Source organism: Marinobacter salinexigens (assembly GCF_008370345.1).
Taxonomy (GTDB): domain Bacteria; phylum Pseudomonadota; class Gammaproteobacteria; order Pseudomonadales; family Oleiphilaceae; genus Marinobacter; species Marinobacter salinexigens.
Genome location: NZ_VTUU01000007.1, coordinates 1 through 18,188 on the forward strand (window position 1 = coordinate 1; position 18,188 = coordinate 18,188).

The 18,188-nt window shown below is 54.8% G+C and carries 15 protein-coding genes and 1 pseudogene; 12 read left to right on the forward strand and 4 right to left on the reverse strand.

Annotation, left to right across the window (positions count from 1 at the left end):
* The 3 genes and pseudogenes from FWJ25_RS13880 to FWJ25_RS13890 form a co-directional block, all read right to left on the reverse strand.
* Window positions 1-178, reverse strand: a pseudogene (locus FWJ25_RS13880) (electron transfer flavoprotein subunit beta/FixA family protein); the annotation flags it as partial.
* 168 nt (window positions 179-346) lie between these two features.
* Window positions 347-1,444, reverse strand: coding sequence for a DcaP family trimeric outer membrane transporter (locus FWJ25_RS13885; RefSeq protein ID WP_188093634.1), 1,098 nt, complete (start codon window positions 1,442-1,444; stop codon window positions 347-349).
* Between the two features lie 203 nt (window positions 1,445-1,647).
* On the reverse strand, window positions 1,648-2,652 hold the full coding sequence (locus tag FWJ25_RS13890; protein ID WP_149600866.1) for a LysR family transcriptional regulator: 1,005 nt from the start codon (window positions 2,650-2,652) through the stop codon (window positions 1,648-1,650).
* A 245-nt stretch (window positions 2,653-2,897) separates the two neighbouring features.
* Between FWJ25_RS13890 and FWJ25_RS13895 the strand changes: the two genes are divergently transcribed.
* From FWJ25_RS13895 to FWJ25_RS13940, 10 genes are all read left to right on the forward strand, one after another.
* A complete protein-coding gene (locus tag FWJ25_RS13895) occupies window positions 2,898-4,037 on the forward strand; it encodes an acyl-CoA dehydrogenase family protein (RefSeq protein ID WP_149600867.1) in 1,140 nt (379 codons plus the stop codon).
* A gap of 61 nt (window positions 4,038-4,098) precedes the next feature.
* A complete protein-coding gene (locus tag FWJ25_RS13900) occupies window positions 4,099-5,550 on the forward strand; it encodes a 3-oxoacyl-[acyl-carrier-protein] synthase III C-terminal domain-containing protein (RefSeq protein ID WP_149600868.1) in 1,452 nt (483 codons plus the stop codon).
* Window positions 5,551-5,579: 29 nt separating this feature from the next.
* Window positions 5,580-6,779: an acetyl-CoA acetyltransferase gene (locus FWJ25_RS13905; RefSeq protein WP_149600869.1), complete on the forward strand. Its 1,200-nt coding sequence runs from the start codon at window positions 5,580-5,582 to the stop codon at window positions 6,777-6,779.
* 74 nt (window positions 6,780-6,853) lie between these two features.
* A complete protein-coding gene (locus tag FWJ25_RS13910) occupies window positions 6,854-8,527 on the forward strand; it encodes an acyl-CoA dehydrogenase family protein (protein WP_149600870.1) in 1,674 nt (557 codons plus the stop codon).
* 53 nt (window positions 8,528-8,580) lie between these two features.
* Complete coding sequence (locus tag FWJ25_RS13915) at window positions 8,581-9,501, forward strand: SDR family NAD(P)-dependent oxidoreductase (protein ID WP_149600871.1); 921 nt, start codon at window positions 8,581-8,583, stop codon at window positions 9,499-9,501.
* 83 nt (window positions 9,502-9,584) lie between these two features.
* Entirely contained in the window at window positions 9,585-10,442 is an 858-nt protein-coding gene (locus tag FWJ25_RS13920; protein ID WP_149600872.1) for a MaoC/PaaZ C-terminal domain-containing protein, read from the forward strand.
* A gap of 77 nt (window positions 10,443-10,519) precedes the next feature.
* Complete coding sequence (locus FWJ25_RS13925) at window positions 10,520-11,749, forward strand: CoA transferase (RefSeq protein WP_149600873.1); 1,230 nt, start codon at window positions 10,520-10,522, stop codon at window positions 11,747-11,749.
* Window positions 11,750-11,786: 37 nt separating this feature from the next.
* The gene (locus FWJ25_RS13930) at window positions 11,787-12,902 is read left to right on the forward strand and encodes a CaiB/BaiF CoA transferase family protein (protein ID WP_149600874.1); all 1,116 of its coding nucleotides are present in this window, start codon (window positions 11,787-11,789) and stop codon (window positions 12,900-12,902) included.
* Window positions 12,903-12,952: 50 nt separating this feature from the next.
* On the forward strand, window positions 12,953-13,750 hold the full coding sequence (locus tag FWJ25_RS13935; protein WP_149600875.1) for an enoyl-CoA hydratase/isomerase family protein: 798 nt from the start codon (window positions 12,953-12,955) through the stop codon (window positions 13,748-13,750).
* Between the two features lie 69 nt (window positions 13,751-13,819).
* On the forward strand, window positions 13,820-15,367 hold the full coding sequence (locus FWJ25_RS13940; RefSeq protein WP_149600876.1) for an acyl-CoA synthetase: 1,548 nt from the start codon (window positions 13,820-13,822) through the stop codon (window positions 15,365-15,367).
* Between the two features lie 63 nt (window positions 15,368-15,430).
* Here FWJ25_RS13940 and FWJ25_RS13945 read toward each other — a convergent pair whose 3' ends face one another.
* On the reverse strand, window positions 15,431-16,210 hold the full coding sequence (locus tag FWJ25_RS13945) for an enoyl-CoA hydratase-related protein (RefSeq protein WP_149600877.1): 780 nt from the start codon (window positions 16,208-16,210) through the stop codon (window positions 15,431-15,433).
* Between the two features lie 298 nt (window positions 16,211-16,508).
* On the opposite strand from FWJ25_RS13945, the gene FWJ25_RS13950 reads away from it, so the two are divergent.
* Window positions 16,509-16,946 (forward strand): PaaI family thioesterase, encoded by a 438-nt coding sequence (locus FWJ25_RS13950; RefSeq protein WP_149600878.1) that lies wholly within the window; start codon window positions 16,509-16,511, stop codon window positions 16,944-16,946.
* A 152-nt stretch (window positions 16,947-17,098) separates the two neighbouring features.
* The gene (locus tag FWJ25_RS13955) at window positions 17,099-18,166 is read left to right on the forward strand and encodes a C4-dicarboxylate TRAP transporter substrate-binding protein (RefSeq protein ID WP_223163254.1); all 1,068 of its coding nucleotides are present in this window, start codon (window positions 17,099-17,101) and stop codon (window positions 18,164-18,166) included.
* Window positions 18,167-18,188: the final 22 nt, after the last annotated feature.

Consider the following 18,188-nt stretch of genomic DNA (forward strand, 5'->3'; position numbering starts at 1 on the left):
CCACGATTTCACTGGCAACACCCTTTTCTTTCAGGCGAACCGCTTCTTCAACAGCGATTTCACAGAACGGGTTCATTGCCATCTTGACGTTGGCGAGATCAACGCCGGTGTTGTCCGGCTTGACGCGCACCTTTACGTTGTAGTCGATGACTCGTTTTACAGCGACCAGAATTTTCATTCATGTCTCCAGTTTTGCTTGGGGGTACTCACTACTAAACAGGTATTCGGGCGGGACCGGAGAGGCAGTTGCGCTGAGACGATGGGTCACTTCACTTGCGGTATTCCGGGCGTGGAATCCGCCGGGACCAAGCAGGCTCCGGCGGATTCTTCATCGCGTTACCAGCCCTTAGAAGTTGTACTGGGCGGCAAACATGATGCGGTTAGCATCTTCATCGTTGCCGTTGACGTACTCGGTGTACCAGTTGCTCAGCTCAACGCCCATTTTGACGCTCTTGACCGGAACCCACTGGTAGTTCACCAGGATGTTGCGGTTGGTTTCGGCTTCGCTGCCATTGGCAACGCCGTCAGCCAGGGCATCGTCCCAATCGACCTTGGTCATACCTGCCACAAAGTTGATGCTGCTGCCGCCGTCAAGCTTCAGGGTGGCACCGATGTTACCGCCATAGCCACTGATGTTTTCAATGCTGCCGTTAGCAACATAGGCGTCATCTGCATTGGACTGGTACAGATAGCGGTTAGCACCGTCTGAGTAGTTAACGGCGCCCTGGACGGTGACCGATTCGCCCAGTGCGATCTTACCGGTCACGAACGCGGTGTAGGCAATGGTAGAGTCATCGTCGGTACCGGTGTCATAGGTATTCTGCTTGGTCAGAGCAGCAACCGCGAAGGCACCGCCGTCCATTTTTGACTCGTAGCGAGCTGTGAATGACGGTGAACTGTCACGGATAACAGAGTTTGCCAGTCGGCTGCGGGGGTTTTCCACAGACAGGGAAAGGTTACCGGTGGTGTAACGAACCTGTGCCTCACGGTGCCAGAGGCCGGCATTACCTGCTACGCCGTTGAAGTCCAGGACAGATGTGCCGCCTGCAAAACTGGTGTAGTTGGACCAGGTCTGACCGGCCAGAACACCGTTGTACTCACCGTAGGCGTGACGCAGGCGGAAGGTGCCCGCGTAGAAGTCGCCTTCGACGTTTACTTTCACTCCATCGGGGTTCTTGAGCCGGATACCAATGCGGCTCTGGTTGGCGGAAGCGCCGAAGTAACCGTTAGCGTCTGAATCGCTGATCCGGGTGAAGGAGCCTTCCTGAGCTGGCCCGCCCAGATTCTCATCAAGATCGTAAGTCATGTTCAGGCGAACATAACCATAAATGCTCGCATCTACATCGCCTGCCTGAAAGTTGATGGCGCTGGCTTGACCGGCAATACCCATAGCGAGGGCGGCAGTGGTCAGTCGAATGGCTCTGGCCAGTTTCTTATTAGGCATAAATTGTCTCCAGAATTATTGTTGAAATAGTTTGTTCTAATGTGTCGTCAAAACCTGAGTACGCGTTAGCACGAGTCCTTCGGCTAAGCGATTTGCCCACGCTATCAGTGACATTGAGCGTCAACAATTATCTATATTCGATAATTGGTATTCGGTTTCGGCATAGGTGGTTCTGGAGATGGTTTGCCTGATAGTTTGCGTTGTTAGTTTGTGAGTTCTTCGATGGCGCCGTCCTGGCGTGCGGATTGGCTGATTTCCTTAGGGTTGAACAGTAGCTTGCCTTTCCATGTGCCCGCTTCAACCTGCTCAGCAACCTGCTGCATGATCATTTCAGACAGCTTGATGGTGGCGACAGACGACGGCAGGTCGGTTGGGGTCACGATCGCCAGCGTGCGGGTGAGTTCGGGGGAAGTGATCGGGATTGCCACCACTTCATCCCGCTGCACCATGTCGTGGACTGCAGCAGGGGACAGCACGCTGTAACCCAGGCCCCTGCGAACCATGTCGGTCAGCATCGGCCAGGCGCTGACCTCCATCGCGAGTTTAGGAATCTTTTTGCGTTCGGCAGCAACTTTCTCAATTGTCACGCGCAGACCGTGCTTTTCCTCTGGCATGACGAGGGGAAGTTCAAGGACTTCGTCCAGCGTAATTTCCGACAGCTTGGATACCCGGGTATTGTTGGGGGATATAAGGTAAAGGGGTTCTTCGATCAATGGCCGGAAACGGAGGTTTTTGTGATTGGAGTTAGTATAGCTTATGGCGAGATTCAAACGGTGTTGCATCACCATGCGCTGCATCGTGCCACTCATGGCGGATTTGACCGCCAGCTGAACCTGCGGAAACCGCTTTCGGTAATTCTCAATAATAGATGCAGAGAAACTGTGGGTGACGGTAGGAAGCAAGCCGAAGATAACCTGACCGGTCACTTCGCCCGCCACAGCGGTAACGTCAGCCTGGGTTCGTTCCAGGCTTTGCAATAGAGTTCTGGCCCGTTCGTAAAGAAGTTCGCCTGCTGCTGTAAGTACCACGCCACGACCATGTCTGACGAAAACCTCCACGTTCAGCGCTTCCTCCAGCATGCGAATCTGTCGGCTCAGGGCTGGTTGAGCAACGAATAGCTTCTCTGAGGCGCGGCTGAAACTGCCCGTATCCGCTACGGTAAGAAAGGTGTTCAACTGGCGAAGGTCAATATTCAGGTTGAAGGACATGACGCGCCTCTTCTATAAAAATTGGTTATCTGTTTTTGTTGACTCTATATCATCCCTGTACTTCATGACTAGCAGATGTTGTAGAAATGTATGCCGTTAAATTATAGGTGATATAAAAAGTATATAATTGTTGTAGTTTTTTCTTGCTGATACGGTTTGGGATATCTGGCTTTTCCTACGCACGAAACGGTGACAGGAAGGTGGGAAGGCTTCCCTGAAAAAAGGTCATCAAGAGGATAAAAACTATGCAAAACCGTTCTATCTATAACAGCGATCACGAGCTGTTTCGAGAGAATGCCCGCCGCTTTTTCCGTGAGGAACTCGAGCCCAATATTGAGCAGTGGGAAAAAGATGGTGTTGTGCCGAGGGCATTCTGGCGCAAGGCTGGCGAGAACGGTTTTCTGTGTTGTGGTGTGCCGGAAGAGTATGGCGGTCCCGGTGCTGATTTTAAATACAACATGGTCCTTTCTGAAGAGACTGGTTATGCCATTGGCGGTGCCAGTGTCGGCTTCTCGGTCAGTGCGGATATCGTTGCTTACTACTTGATGAATGCTGGTACTGAGGACCAGAAAAAGCAGTGGCTACCGAAAATGGTCACCGGCGAGGCGATTGCTTCCATTGGTATGACCGAGCCGGGCGCTGGTAGTGATCTTAAGGCTATCCGAACATCTGCCGTGCGGGATGGCAATGAATACGTCATTAATGGCCAGAAAACTTACATTACCAATGGCCAGAATTCCGATTTTGTCCTGCTTGCCTGTGTGACCGACCCGTCTAAAGGTGCTCGTGGTATCAGCATGATTATCGTTGAGACTGATCGTCCTGGTTTTGAGCGTGGTCGTAACCTGGACAAGATCGGCCAGAAAGCTGCCGATACCTCCGAGATGTTTTTCCAGGACGTTCGCGTGCCAGTTACTAATCTCGTGGGTGAAGAGGGCGCCGGTTTTGCCATGATGATGCATGAGCTGCCCCGGGAACGGATCACCATTGCCTGCCGTGCGCAGGCCGAGGCTCAGCGCGCTTTCGATATCACTAACGCTTACGTCAAAGAGCGCAAAATGTTTGGTCAGACCCTGGCCGACTTCCAGAACACCCAGTTTACCCTTGCAGAACTCAAGACCAACCTCGAAGTGGGTTGGGCGTTCCTGAACCAGTGCATAGAGAAATGTTCCGAAGGCACTCTGACTCCGGAAGAAGGGGCTATGGCCAAGCTGTGGACAACCGAGAATGAAGGCGTGGTTGTGGATAAATGTCTGCAGTTGTTTGGTGGCTATGGCTACATGAGTGAATACCCAATTGCCCGCATGTTCGTTGATGCGCGTGTTCGCCGTATCTACGGTGGTGCATCTGAAGTTATGAAGCTGGTCATTGGTCGCTCTCTCTAATTGTGGCAATTGTGGCCGCCCCGGTCAGCCGGGGCGCCGAAAAGATAAGGAAGGAAATCCTATGTTTGGTATTACCGCTTACGGTACCTACATTCCGAAAACCCGGTTGCTGAAATCTGCGATTGCGGATGCCAACGACTGGTTCGATGCGAGTCTGCGTGGCCTGGCCAAAGGCGAGCGGAGCGTCTGTAACTGGGATGAAGACACCATCACGATGGGTGTGGAAGCCAGTCAGGACTGTCTGTCTGCACTGGGTCAGGGGGCAGCTGTTAATAGCCTGTGCCTTGCTTCTACCACCCTGCCATTCCTGGATCGCCAGAATTCCGTAGTGATTAGCCAGGCTCTGAATCTTGCCGACAACATCCGGACCATGGATGTGGCTGCATCCCAGCGCGCTGCAACGTCTGCCCTGATTTCTCTGCTTGAGGGTAACACCTCTGCGGCTGGTCATTCCCTGCTGGTGGCTTCCGAGCACCGTCGTAGCAAGTGTGGTTCCCGTTCGGAAATGCTCTGGGGTGATGGCGCTGCTGCGGTTGCTGTCGGTAATGAAGGCGTGATTGCTGAATACCTGGGCAGTGCGTCTTATGTTACGGATTTTGTTGACCACTACCGTGGTGAAGATTCCACCATGGATTATGAGTGGGAAGAGCGCTGGATTCGTGATGAAGGCTACATGAAAGCCGTTCCCACAGCGGTTAACCGTGTTCTTGAAGCGAATGGTGTAAAAGCGGCGGATGTCGCCCATTTTGTGCTTGCGACGGATCAGGCCCGTACGCCGCCAGCGGTTGCCAAGAAGCTTGGTATCAATGCTGACGCGGTTGTGGATAACCACATCCAGAGCCTGGGTGTTACGGGTGTGGCACACCCCGTTATGTTGCTGACCAAGGTTCTGGAGTCTGCTAAGCCGGGTCAGCTGATACTGGTGGCTGGTTTTGGTCAGGGCACCGACGCAGTGCTGTTCCGGGCAACCGATACCATTGCTGACAAGCGTCCTGCCAGTGGTTTTTCCGGCGCGCTTGAGCGTGGTCGTCAGGATGGTAACTACAACCGCTTCCTGAGTTTCAACAATCTCGTCGACCGGGAAATCGGCAAGCGTGGCGAGCTGGATAAACAGAGTTATCTGGCGGCTATGTACCGTCGCAAAGATCTGCTGACCGGCTTTATCGGTGGCAAGTGCCGGGATTGCCAAACGGTTCAGATTCCAAAGGACCGCTACTGCGTAAATCCGGAATGTGGACACCTGGACAGCCAGGATGACTACCCGATGTCAGCCCTGAAAGGGCATGTGAAAACCTGGACTGCGGACCGGCTGACCTTCGACTGGAACCCGCCGGCCTACTTCGGCCTGGTGGAATTCGAAGGCGGCGGCCGCCTGATGATGGACTTCACGGAAGTGGAGCCGGGCACCATGGATACCGGTGTCGAAGTCTCTGTGCACTTCCGCATCCGTCAGTTCGATAACCAGCGCGGCTTCCGCAAGTATTTCTGGAAAGCGACTCCGGTCCAGAAGTAACTCACGCAGCTAATTACAGGTGAATAGCAATGGCTAGTGGAATCAAAGATAAAGTAGTGATCCTTGGAATGGGCTGCAGCAAGTTCGGTGAGCGCTGGGATGCCAGCCCGGCGGACTTGATGTCTGAAGCATTTGAAGAATGTCTCGCCGATGCCGGAATCGAAAAGTCCCAGATCGAAATGGCCTGGTTCGGTGCAGGCATCGACGCGTTCAACGTTGGCTCCAGTGCGATGCCTCTCTCCATCGCCCTGCGGTTGCCGAATATTCCGGTAACCAAGGTGGAGAATATGTGTGCCACCGGTACAGAAGCTTTCCGCGGTGCAGTCTATGCGGTGGCCTCCGGGGCCTGTGATATTGCTCTGGCCCTGGGTGTGGAGAAGCTCAAGGATGTGGGTTACGGCGGGCTGCCCCAACGCACCCGTGGTGTCGAGAACGATATGTTCTGGCCGAACCTGTCAGCGCCGGGCGCCTTCGCGCAACTGGCCAGTGGCTATCGTGCCAAGCACGGTATCGACAAGGGAGATTTGAAACGAGCCATGGCGCATGTTTCTGTCAAGAGTCACGCCAATGGTGCGAAAAATCCGAAAGCGCACCTGCAGCGTGAAATTACCGAAGAGCAGGCAATGAATGCCCCATACATTGCGGAGCCGATTGGCCTGTTCGATTGCTGTGGCGTCAGCGATGGTGCTGCTTGTGCCATCGTTTGTACTCCGGAAATTGCCAAAGCCCTGAGCAAGGCGGACCTGGTGTCGGTCAAAGCCTTGCAGTTGGCTGCGTCAAACGGTGAGGAAGCGACCTACAACACCTGGGATGGCTCCTACCTGAAGACGACGCGGGTTGCGGCTCAGCGGGCATACGATGAAGCCGGTATCAAGAATCCGCGTGACGAAATCAGCATGACTGAAGTGCACGACTGCTTCTCCATCACTGAACTGGTGACTATGGAAGACTTGCAGCTCTCTGATGAAGGTCAGGCTGTTCGGGACATCCTGAATGGCGACTTCGATGCCGATGGACGTATCCCTTGCCAGATCGACGGCGGTCTCAAGTGCTTCGGTCACCCCATCGGCGCGTCCGGCATGCGGATGATCTATGAGAACTACCTGCAGTTCCATGGCCGGGCAGGGGATCGCCAGCTGAGCGATCCGCGTATCGCCCTGAACCATAACCTGGGCGGCTTCCCGCACCAGAATATCTGCAGTATTTCGATTATTGGCCGGTACGAGTAAAACGGCGTGCCCGGGCTAACAGGTCCGGGCACTCTGATGCGCTTATTTACCAACAGATTCTGAAAGGTTATGCGATGAGTGTCAGTGATCGGGAAGTATCCCTGAAACAGGCTGATGAATGTATCAGCCGGTTACGTGAAAAGGTCCAGGCAGGGCTCAGGCAACTGAATGCTTTCTGTACCGTGGACGGAAAGCTGGATTCGGTGCTGTTGGACCGGCATCAGCTGAGCTGTTACGAACTCGCATTCTGCAGTGCTGAGCTTGCCGCCTCTGAGGCTGTGTGTCGGTATGCCCGGGATGCGGGTGGTCTCGACAGTTTTGCGGTTGATACGGCACTGGCGTTCACAGCAGAAGCGCTGGACTCTGTTCTGAAAAGGCTTCTCGGTCGTGCCGGGGATCTGGGCTTTGAGTACGGTGAGCTGGTTTCTCTGTATGGCGACAGCGCGTTAGGCGAGTTCCGTGCGGCATACGGTAGTTCTGAGTTTCTGGCTGCGGTCGGTGCCAAGGTTACCGAGCGTGGCAGTACCCACCTTCCTTCTCTGCTGAACGATGAGAAAGAAATGGTGCGGGACATGTTCGCACGTTTCGGTACGGACGTTGTCGCGCCTCTGGCGGAGAAGATCCATCGGGAAGACCTTGATATCCCGGACGAGATCCTGTCGGCGGCGGCCGAATTGGGTTGCTTTGGTATCAGTATTCCCGAGCGTTTTGGCGGGCTTCAGCCTGATGATCATGATGACAGCCTGGGTATGATCGTCGTCACCGAAGAGTTGTCCAAAGCATCGTTGGGTGGCGCAGGGTCTCTCATTACCCGCCCGGAAATTGCAGCCAAAGCCCTCTTGCAGGGGGGCACTCAAGCCCAACAGGAGACCTGGCTGCCCCAGATTGCCTCCGGCGAAAAGTTGTGCGCAATCGCGATTACCGAACCAAACTTCGGATCGGACGTTGCCTCACTTGGGCTCAGAGCGACACCGATTGAGGGTGGTTGGGTACTGAATGGCAGCAAAACCTGGTGCACCTTCGCCGGCAAAGCCCGCATTCTGGTGGCCATGGCTCGAACCGAATCTGATCCGTCTCTGGGCCATAAAGGCCTGAGTATGTTTATCGTTGAGAAGCCCGCTGCGTCCGGCCACGAGTTCCGGCATCAGCAGTCGGAAGGTGGCGTAATTTCAGGCAAGGCCATCGCGACCATCGGCTATCGCGGCATGCATTCCTATGACGTGTTCTTCGAAGACTACTTTGTCCCTGCGGACTGCCTTATTGGCGAGGAAAAGGGTCGTGGGAAAGGCTTTTACTTCACCATGGCGGGCTTTGCCGGCGGTCGTATCCAGACAGCCGCTCGAGCTACCGGTGTCATGCAGGCAGCGTTCGAAAAGGCACTGAGTTATTCCCGTGAACGCAAGGTTTTCGGTAGTCCTGTGGGTGATTACCAACTGACCCAGGTGAAACTGGGGCGCATGATTTCGACGCTGGTAGCTTCCCGTCAGTTCAGCTACGAAGTGGCGAGAATGATGGATCAAGGGGCTGGCCAGATGGAAGCCAGCCTGGTGAAGCTGTTCAGTTGTCGTGCTGCTGAATGGGTGACCCGAGAGGCCATGCAGATTCACGGTGGTATGGGGTATGCGGAAGAAAGCGCGGTCAGCCGTTATTTTGTCGACGCACGCGTGTTGTCGATTTTTGAAGGCGCAGAGGAAACCCTGGCGCTGAAAGTGATAGCAAGAAATCTGGTCGGCAGTGCTACCGCCTGACCAACCTGAATCAATGTCCGAGACATAAAACAAGAGACCTGTAGGAGGGTGTCATGAGTAACGAAAAGATTGTTGACGGAAAAGTCGTTATTGTCACTGGCGCCGGCCGTGGTATTGGCCGTGCTACCGCGATCATGTTGGCCGAGAACGGTGCCAAAGTTGTTGTGAACGATATTGGCGGTGCTGCAGATGGATCCGGCAATGATGCCACCCCGGCGCAGGAAGTGGTTGACGAAATCAAAGCAGCTGGTGGTGAAGCCGTAGCGAACTTCGATAGCGTTACCTCCTGGGAAGGTGGTCAGAATATCGTTAAGTGTGCTGTCGATACCTTCGGCCGCATCGATGCGGTGATCAATAACGCGGGTAACCTGCGTGACGTGATCTTCCATAAAATGACTGAAGACGATTTCGACGCGGTGCTGGCTGTTCACCTTAAAGGTACCTTCAACGTCAGCCGTGCTGCTGCAACGATTTTCCGCGAGCAGGGCAGCGGCACCTTCGTGAATATGACGTCTACGTCCGGTCTGATCGGTAATTTTGGCCAGGCTAACTATGCCGCAGCCAAAATGGGTATCGTCGGTCTGTCCAAGTCCATGGCTCTGGACATGCAACGCTTTGGTGTAACCTCCAACTGCATCGCTCCGTTCGCCTGGAGCCGTCTGATCGGCAGCATCCCGACAGACAGCGAAGAACAGAAGGCGCGTGTTGCCAAAATCCAGCAGATGACCCCAGACAAGATCGCTACCCTTGCCGTTTCCTTGTGCAGTGACAAAGCAAAGAATGTAACGGGTCAGATCTTCGGTGTTCGCAACAACGAAATCTTCCTGTTCAGTCAGCCGCGTCCGTTCCGTTCAGCCCATACCTCTGAAGGCTGGACTCCGGAAACTGTGCTGGATCGGGTTCTTCCGGCCTTCGAAGCGGATTTCTACCCGCTTGATCGTTCCGCAGACGTCTTCAGCTGGGACCCGTTCTAAGGTCCGTCTCTGCCGTTTAGTTCCGGCCCCGAGGGGCCGGACGCCTTTCAGGCCAAGCCAGCAACAATAAAAGGAGCACCACGGTGGCCATCGATTACGACAAGTTGATGAATCGCAAGTTCGAACGTCTCGAGCATACCTATACCGAGAAAGACACTATTCTGTATGCCCTGGGTGTTGGCATGGGGATTGACCCGCTCGACGAAGATTGCCTGAAGTTCGTTTACGAAGATGGCCTCAAGGCGATGCCCAGCATGGCCAACGTTCTGGCTTATCCGGGCTTCTGGGCAAAAGAACCGGATACCGGTATTGATTGGGTCAAAATCCTGCACGCCGGGCAGGAAATGATCATGCACAAACCGCTGCCTGCCTCCGGTAAGGTAGAGGCCACCACCAGGATCAACGAAATTGTGGACAAGGGCGAAGGAAAAGGCGCTTTGATTCTGTCCGAACGCACCGTCCGCGACTCCGCGACCGGTGAAGATCTGTGTACCCTCATCAGCACCACCATGGCTCGTGGTGACGGTGGTTTTGGCGGCCCCTCAGTTCCGTCCCCGAAACCAGATCCCATTCCCGAGCGCGAGCCCGACATGGTTTGTGATCTTCCGACTCTGCCGATGGCAGCGTTGATATACCGGCTTTCGGGTGACTATAACCCATTGCACGCATCTCCTTCGGTGGCGACAGCGGCAGGATTCAAAGCACCTATTTTGCACGGGCTGTGTACCTTTGGTGTCGCAACCCACGCGATTCTGAAGAACCTGTGTGATTATGATCCTGAGCGTTTCCATCGTATTCGCCTCAGATTCTCTTCACCGGTTTATCCGGGTGAAACCATCCGCACTGAGATCTGGCGTGATGGTAACGAGGTGGCGTTCCGCTGCCGCGTTGTTGAGCGCGATGTTGTCGTAATCAACAACGGCTACGCAGAAGTCAGCTGATCTCCTCGTCTGGCCGCTAACGGTAGTTCCGAGAGTGGCCAGTAATTCCAGCCCCTGGCTAACCTGGAACCTACATTATGCAGAATATTCTTTCCGGACTTCGTATCGTTGAGGGCAGTGCTTTTGTCGCAGCGCCCTCAGGCGGAATGACCCTGGGCCAGCTCGGGGCCGATGTTATCCGATTCGACCCTATCGGTGGCGGTATTGATTACAACCGCTGGCCAGTGACCAACGACCAGAAAAGCCTCTATTGGCACAGCCTGAACAAGGGCAAACGTTCCATTGCGGTGGACTTTCGTCGCCCGGAAGGGCAGGAATTGCTGACCCGCCTGATTACGCTTCCCGGTGATGACGCAGGCCTGTTCCTGACGAACTTTCCGGCCAAGGGCTGGCTGTCTTATGACCAGCTGGCCAAACAACGAGAAGACCTTATTTATCTGAATCTCATCGGTGACCGTCACGGTCGTGGCGCACTGGATTACACCGTTAACTGCAAGGTCGGTTTTCCAGCCATTACCGGTATTGGCAAAAGTGGCGAGATTCCCCCGCTCAATAATCCTTTGCCCGCCTGGGATGTGATCACCGGTCAGCAGATTGCGCTTGGTTTACTGGCTGCAGAGCGCCACCGCACACGTACGGGGCAGGGCCAGTTGGTGCGTATTACTCTGGCAGACGTTGCATTGGCGACTCTGGGTAACCTTGGTTATATCGCAGAGATGATGATCAATGGTGAAGAGCGGGATGGGATCGGTAACAACCTCTTCGGAACCTATGGTCACGACTTCCAGTGTCAGGACGGTGAGCGCGTCATGGTGGTGGGCGTTAGCCCGAACCAGTGGCGAGCGTTGGTAAATGTTACTGGTACGGAAGCCCAGGTTGCTGAATTGCAGCAGCGCATGGGTCTGGACTTCATCAAGGAAGGCGATCGCTATAAAGGCAGTGATGGCATCACGGAGATCTTCCGTCCGTGGTTCTCGGAGCGCCGGTTCGAACAGGTCGCATCCGAACTCGACAATGCGGGCGCCTGCTGGGGCAAGTATCAGAGTATCCGGGAAGTGGTCGAGAACGACATCGACTGCTCCGCTGATAACCCGCTGTTCCAGATGGTGGATCAGCCAGGTATCGGCGAATACCTGATGCCGGACCATCCGCTCCGGTTTACCGGCCTGGAACAGGAAGCGGTGCGCCCGGCGCCCCGATTGGGACAGCATACCGAGGAAATTCTGGCAGACACCCTGGGGCTGAGCTCGGGTGAGATCGCCAAGCTGTTTGACGCAAAAATCGTCGCTGGATCAGATCAACAATAACAAGAGCCGCCGAAGCCCGGCAGCCATGGAGAATCCAATGGGACCATTGCACGGATACCGCATCATTGAACTGGCGGGTATTGGGCCAGGCCCGTTCTGCGGCATGATGCTGGCAGACCTTGGGGCGGAAGTGATCAGTGTGGAACGTCTGGGCGCCAAGGCGCCCAAGGCAGAGCTGGATTGCAGCCGGCGAGGCAAGCGATCCATTGCCCTGAACCTGAAAAGCAACGCCGGGGTTGAAGCCCTGTTGAAGCTGGTGGAATCCGCCGACGCTCTGATTGAAGGTTTTCGTCCAGGCGTCACTGAGAAACTGGGGCTCGGACCGGACGACTGTCTGGCCCGGAATCCGAAACTGATCTATGGCCGTATGACGGGCTGGGGCCAGTTCGGCCCGCTATCCAACGCTGCCGGCCACGACATTAATTACATTTCCCTGACCGGCGCGCTCAACGCCGTTGGTCGTGCTGGAGAGAAACCGGTTCCTCCGCTCAATCTGGTGGGTGATTTCGGTGGTGGCGGTATGTTTCTGGCTCTGGGTGTTGTCTCTGGTCTGCTGGAGGCACAGAAGTCTGGCAAGGGGCAGGTTGTTGATGCGGCCATGACAGACGGTTCAGCTGTTCTTATGTCGATGTTTCATACCATGCATGCGATGGGACTGCACTCACTGGAGCGTGGTACTAACAAACTGGATGGTGGGGCCCACTTCTACGATTCCTACGAGACCCGGGATGGCAAGTACATTTCCATCGGTTCCATTGAGCCTCAGTTTTATGCGCAGCTGAGGAGTGTTGCCGGATTGCCGGATGATCCGTTTGCGGATCAGGGTAACAAGGCTCGCTGGCCCGAGATGAAACAGGCCATTGCAGAAGTGTTCCTGCAGAAAACCCGTGACGAATGGTGTCAGCTGATGGAAGGCACCGATATCTGTTTCGCCCCGGTTCTGGATTTTCAGGAAGCCCAGGACCATCCCCATAACGTCGAACGGAAGACCTACGTTCAGGTTGGCGACATGATGCAACCGGCACCTGCGCCCCGGTTTAGTCGTACGGAACCGGAAGTACGTCATCCAGCCCGCTCTTACGGTACCGATACCCAATCGGTTTTTGCAGAGTTGGGATACAGCGTTGAACAAATTGAGGCCCTGGCCAACTGAGTTAGCTGGCGGGGCAGTGATTGACGAATTGATAAGGTGTGAGGCCACAGATGAGTGATCTTTTATACGAAGTCGAAAATGGTGTTGCCTATCTGACCATGAACCGGCCAGAGGTGCGGAATGCACTGTCTCTGGATATGCGGGAGCAGATGATTTCGTTATTTCAGTCCCTGGAAGGGGACAACTCGGTGCGTTGTGTCGTTCTGCGGGGTGAAGGCGAACACTTCATGTCCGGAGGGGATGTGAAGTCGTTCATGGAGTTTACCGAGCTGACGCCGGATGAGCGGCGAGTCGTGTTTGTAAACCGCATTCACCGAAATCTTAACGGCATGATGTATGCGATGCGCCGCCTGAGCAAGCCGATCATCGCGAGCGTTCGCGGCGCTGCCGCAGGGGCCGGGGTCAGTATTGCGCTGAGCTGTGACCTGGTTGTGGCGTCTGATGACGCCTTCTTCACCCTCGCCTACTCAAAGATCGCCAGTAGCCCGGATGGCGGTGCTACCTATTATCTGCCGCGTCTGGTCGGTACCAAAATGGCCATGGAGATTGCGCTTTTGGGTGATCGCTTCACCGCTCAGGAGGCGAAGGATCTGGGCATGATCAACCGTGTTGTACCGACAGCAGATCTGCAGGATGAAACCCGCAAGCTTGCCGAAAGACTGGCCCAGGGCCCAACGGTTGCCTATGGCAACATCAAGAAACTGATCCTGCAATCCTCTGAGAATTCGCTGGACCAGCAACTCCAGTCAGAAGCGGAAACCTTCGGTGAAACGGTGATGAGTGAAGACTGGGTTGAAGGTGTCAGCGCCTTTAATCAGAAGCGAAAACCCCAGTTCACTGGCCGTTGATCCAAGGCTATATTTCAGGCCCCGATCTCAGATCCTGGTGGCAGTTTGCGTGTATGAGTGGCAGAAACAATGACAACAATCGACAAGTCGACATTCAAAGGTATCGTCTGCGGTAGCAGGCATCTGACCCATGAAGAGTTCCGGCAGACTATGCTTCGGGCTGCGACCGGGTTTCGGCACCTGGGCATTGAGCCTGGAGACTGCATCGGTATTTTCCTACGCAACGACATACCGTTTGTTGCGGTAAACCAGGCCGCGAGTTATATCGGCGCCTACGCGGTGCCGATCAACTGGCACCTTGCAGGCGAGGAACTTTCCTACATCCTGCAGGATTGTGGAGCCAAGGTGTTGGTGATTCACGCTGATCTCTGGCGGGGTATCCGTGACGATATTCCTGAGGGTGTGCAGTGTCTTGTGGTGGAAACCCATGAGGACATCCGGGCGGCCTATGGCCTCAGCCCGGGAGATTGTGAGGTACCTTCGGGAATGGTGAGCTGGGACAAGTGGCTGGCTTCCCATGAGCCGACCGGCGAGCCACCGCTGCAAGGGCCCGCCTCAATGCTCTACACCTCCGGCACAACGGGACACCCTAAAGGCGTTCGCCGTATTCCCCTGGCGGCAGATGAAGCCAAACAGATGCTGGATTTCCGCTCCCGGGTTTATGGTTGTGCTCCGGGAGCCCGCTGTATGGTGCCCGGTCCGTTATACCACAGTGCCCCTAACGGCTATGGCGTCCAGGCCTCAAGAATCAGTGACCTGCTGGTGATTGTGCCGCGCTTTGATGCTGAAGATACTCTCAGGCTGATCGAAGAATACAAGCTGACGGCAGCTATGATGGTGCCGATCATGTTTATCCGTCTGCTGAAGTTGCCCGAACAAACCCGCAGCCGTTACGACCTCTCCAGTCTCGAGTTCGTTATCCACGCGGCGGCACCTTGCCCGGCGGATATCAAACGCAAGATGATTGACTGGTTTGGTCCGGTGATTAACGAGTTCTACGGTTCCACTGAGTCCGGGGCGGTCGTCGCTTGCAACTCCGAGCAGGCGTTGGCCAAACCGGGAAGTGTCGGAACGATTGTTCCCGAAGCTGACGTCCGGATACTGGATGAGCAGGGTAATATCGTTCCGGCTAATACCATCGGGGAAATCTATTCCCGTTTTCCAATCAACGACTTCACCTATAACGGCAAGCCGGAAGCCCGGGCTGAAATTGATCGGGATGGTTACATCACTTCCGGGGATGTGGGGTACATGGACGAAGATGGCTTCCTGTTTATCGCTGACAGGGTCAAGGACATGGTGATTTCCGGAGGTGTGAATATCTACCCGGCTGAAATTGAATCAGTCCTTCATAACTATCCGGGTATCAAGGATTGTGCGGTATTCGGGGTGCCAGATGACGAGTTTGGCGAATCGGTCATGGCGGTTCTGGAAGTGGAAAATGAAGACGGCGTTTCAATCAACGAAGTGACCGTATACCTGAGGGAGCATCTGGCTGGTTTCAAGGTTCCACGGAGTATCGTCATTGGCGAAAACCTGCCCCGTGAAGACTCCGGAAAGATTTTCAAGCGCCGGTTGAGGGATCATTACTGGGAAAAAGCAGGCCGCAAGATCTGATACCGCTGCCTGTCAGCAAAACACCAGGCTCTTATGGGCCTGGTCCTTTTCGTTATCTGGTTTTCAGCGGCCGGTAAATGCCGGTACCCGCTTGTTCTGACGGGCATCGATGGCCTCGGCAAAATCTTCTGTATTGAAGGCAATCTGCTGGCACTCTGCCTCCAGGCTCAGGGATGTCGCCAGGTCATGAGTAGCGGCTGCGTGGATTTCCTTTTTGATCAGTCCCAGTGCTGTTGTCGGCCCGGAAGCCAGTTGGTTTGCGAGAGCGTCGGCTTCGTTCCACAGGGTTTCCCTTTCTGTCAGCTTGTGGGCTAACCCCCACAACAGCGCCTCCTCGGCGGAGAAGGCTCCCCCGGTCAGCGCCAGCGAGGCTGTGCGGCGTGGTCCAAGGGCTCGGGTCAGAAACCAGGAGCCGCCGCCATCCAGAACGGCGCCTATCCGTGCGAATGACACGTGGAATACCGCATCGCTGCTGACCACCATAAGGTCTGATGCCAGGGCTATGCTGACTCCTGCGCCAGCTGAAGGACCATTGACGGCCGCAATCACGGGTATGGGCAAGTTCGTCATAAGTTTGATAACCCGGTTGATCCCGGCCTCGACCTGCTCGCCAATGTTCCCCCTGCGCGCCAGGATCTGATCGGGCTGGACATCGGCGCCGGTGCAGAAGCCGCGACCTTCAGCCCGGATGACAATCGCTCGCACGGTGGGCTTCTCTGTTTGTTGAGATAACAGCTCCAACAGGGTTTCGCGCATCTCGTTGGACAGGGCGTTGAGTCTGTCTGGCCGGTTCAGGGTGATGGTCAGAATGTTATTGCTGATGCTGTGCAGTAGATCACTCATGCTGGTGCCTTTTGTTCTTGTGTCAGAAATTGTGGGAAGTTCTTTCATGGCTTCTGAAATTAACCCGGAATTCCTGCATGACTCCAGCTTTTGCCATACCGTGTTGGCATGGAAAACATAGAGAAATTATAAAGGTACGGCGATGGGGATAGTGTTAGCGTTGATCTTCATGTTTTTTGCCAGACCAGTTTGTTAGGTTGCAAAGCGTTATCCGGTTTTTGTATCAGGAAAACCGGATTTATAAAAAAAATAGTGCCACGTGTTGTCCTGGCACCGCTGCCGAAATGATGTGGATGTTATGAGCGAACAAAATCTGAAGTATGAAACGGAGAACAGAAGCGGGTTCCGGGAAGTGCTTGGCTTCGAGATTGCCGAGTGGAAGCCTGAGTACGCCGTTATCACTGCAAACATGGAAGAGCGACACCTGAACCGGAACGGTTTCGTGCACGGAGGTGTATTCGTGTCGCTTCTGGACAGTGCTGCGGGGCTTTGTGGAACCTATTGTTCTGTACCGGGGAATGTCCGCCGATGCATCACCATCTCACTGAATACCCACTTCATGAACCCGGTTAAATCCGGGACCCTGAGGATTGAGGCCCGGGTGGTTAACCGGGGCCGGAAAATTTTCTTTGTGGAGTCGAAAATTCTCTGTGATGACTTGCTGATCGCGACGGGGCAGGGAACGTTTCGCTATGTTCTTGGCGGCGAGAACGAGGAAGGTGTGCCCGCGGATTAACGTTTTTCATCCTATGCTGTTCAGGCATGGGTTCTATAAAATATAGGTCGTTGTTGATATTGGTTTCCGGTGATAGCTTGAGTGGACGTGGGGTGTGAGTTTTCTCGTCCCGCTTAACAAAAATAACACTTGGTAGACCGGAGCTATATATCATGAGAACAAAGTTCAAGTCGTTGGCCTGTGGGCTGGTGCTTGCGATGACCTGGACCGCGCAGGCGTCTGCAGAGCTTGTCCTGCGCTACGCTGAGGCCGGCCCGAATCGCGGTACCCGTGCTGAAGCTGTCCAATTTTTCGCCGATGAAGTTGAACGCCTTTCCGGCGGCGATATAACCCTTGATATCCATTGGGGTGGTTCACTGTTGAAGTGGAGCGGTGTGATGGAGGGGGTTTCCGCGGGCAGTGCCGATCTCGGCTCCGTACTGTCGTCCTATGAGCCGCAGGAACTCAAGGCTCTGGGCATCGGTGATATCCCCCTTGAGTTTTCTGATCCGTGGGTCGGCATGCGAGCTATGTATGAGCTGATGACCACCGAGCCAGAGCTCAGGAAATCCCTCGCTGACCAATCCCTGGTCTATTTGAGCAATTTCAGTACCACGGGTGTCCAGTTTGAATGTACGGAAGGCAATGTGATCCGTTCCGTTGACGACATCAAGGGCAAACGTATTCGTGCGACCGGCACCTACACCAGCGTGTTGTCCGATCTGGGGGCAGACACAGTAAGTATGACGTTCGGTGAGGTTTATCAGGCTCTCGATACAGGTCTGGTGGATTGTCTCGCCAGTTATTTCTACACCATGAGAGCCTACAAAACCTACGAGGTTGTGGAGTCTGTGACCCAGGTGGATTGGGGGCAACTGTTGGGCTTTGGCATTGTGATGAACTCCTACATCTGGGGTGATCTGGATGACCGTCAGAAGGCCATTTTTCTGGAGGCTGGCTCCAACATGATCGACCATTTCGCCCAAAGGACGATTGAGGACGCAACCGTCGTGGCGGAGAGTCTCGCTAATGGTGCTTTCGGTAAAACTGTTCCAGTGACCCGTATGGCCCCGGATGAGCGCAGCAAAATTCTTGCCGCGGCTGACAAGTATCGGGATAGCTGGATTGAGGATGTAAATGCCCGGGGTATGGCGGGTAGCAAAATCTGGGATCGCTACATCGAGTTGTTGACACAGTATCAGACGACACTCGATACCAAAGGCTACCCCTGGAACAACTGACAAAGCGAGTGCTGGCCAATCC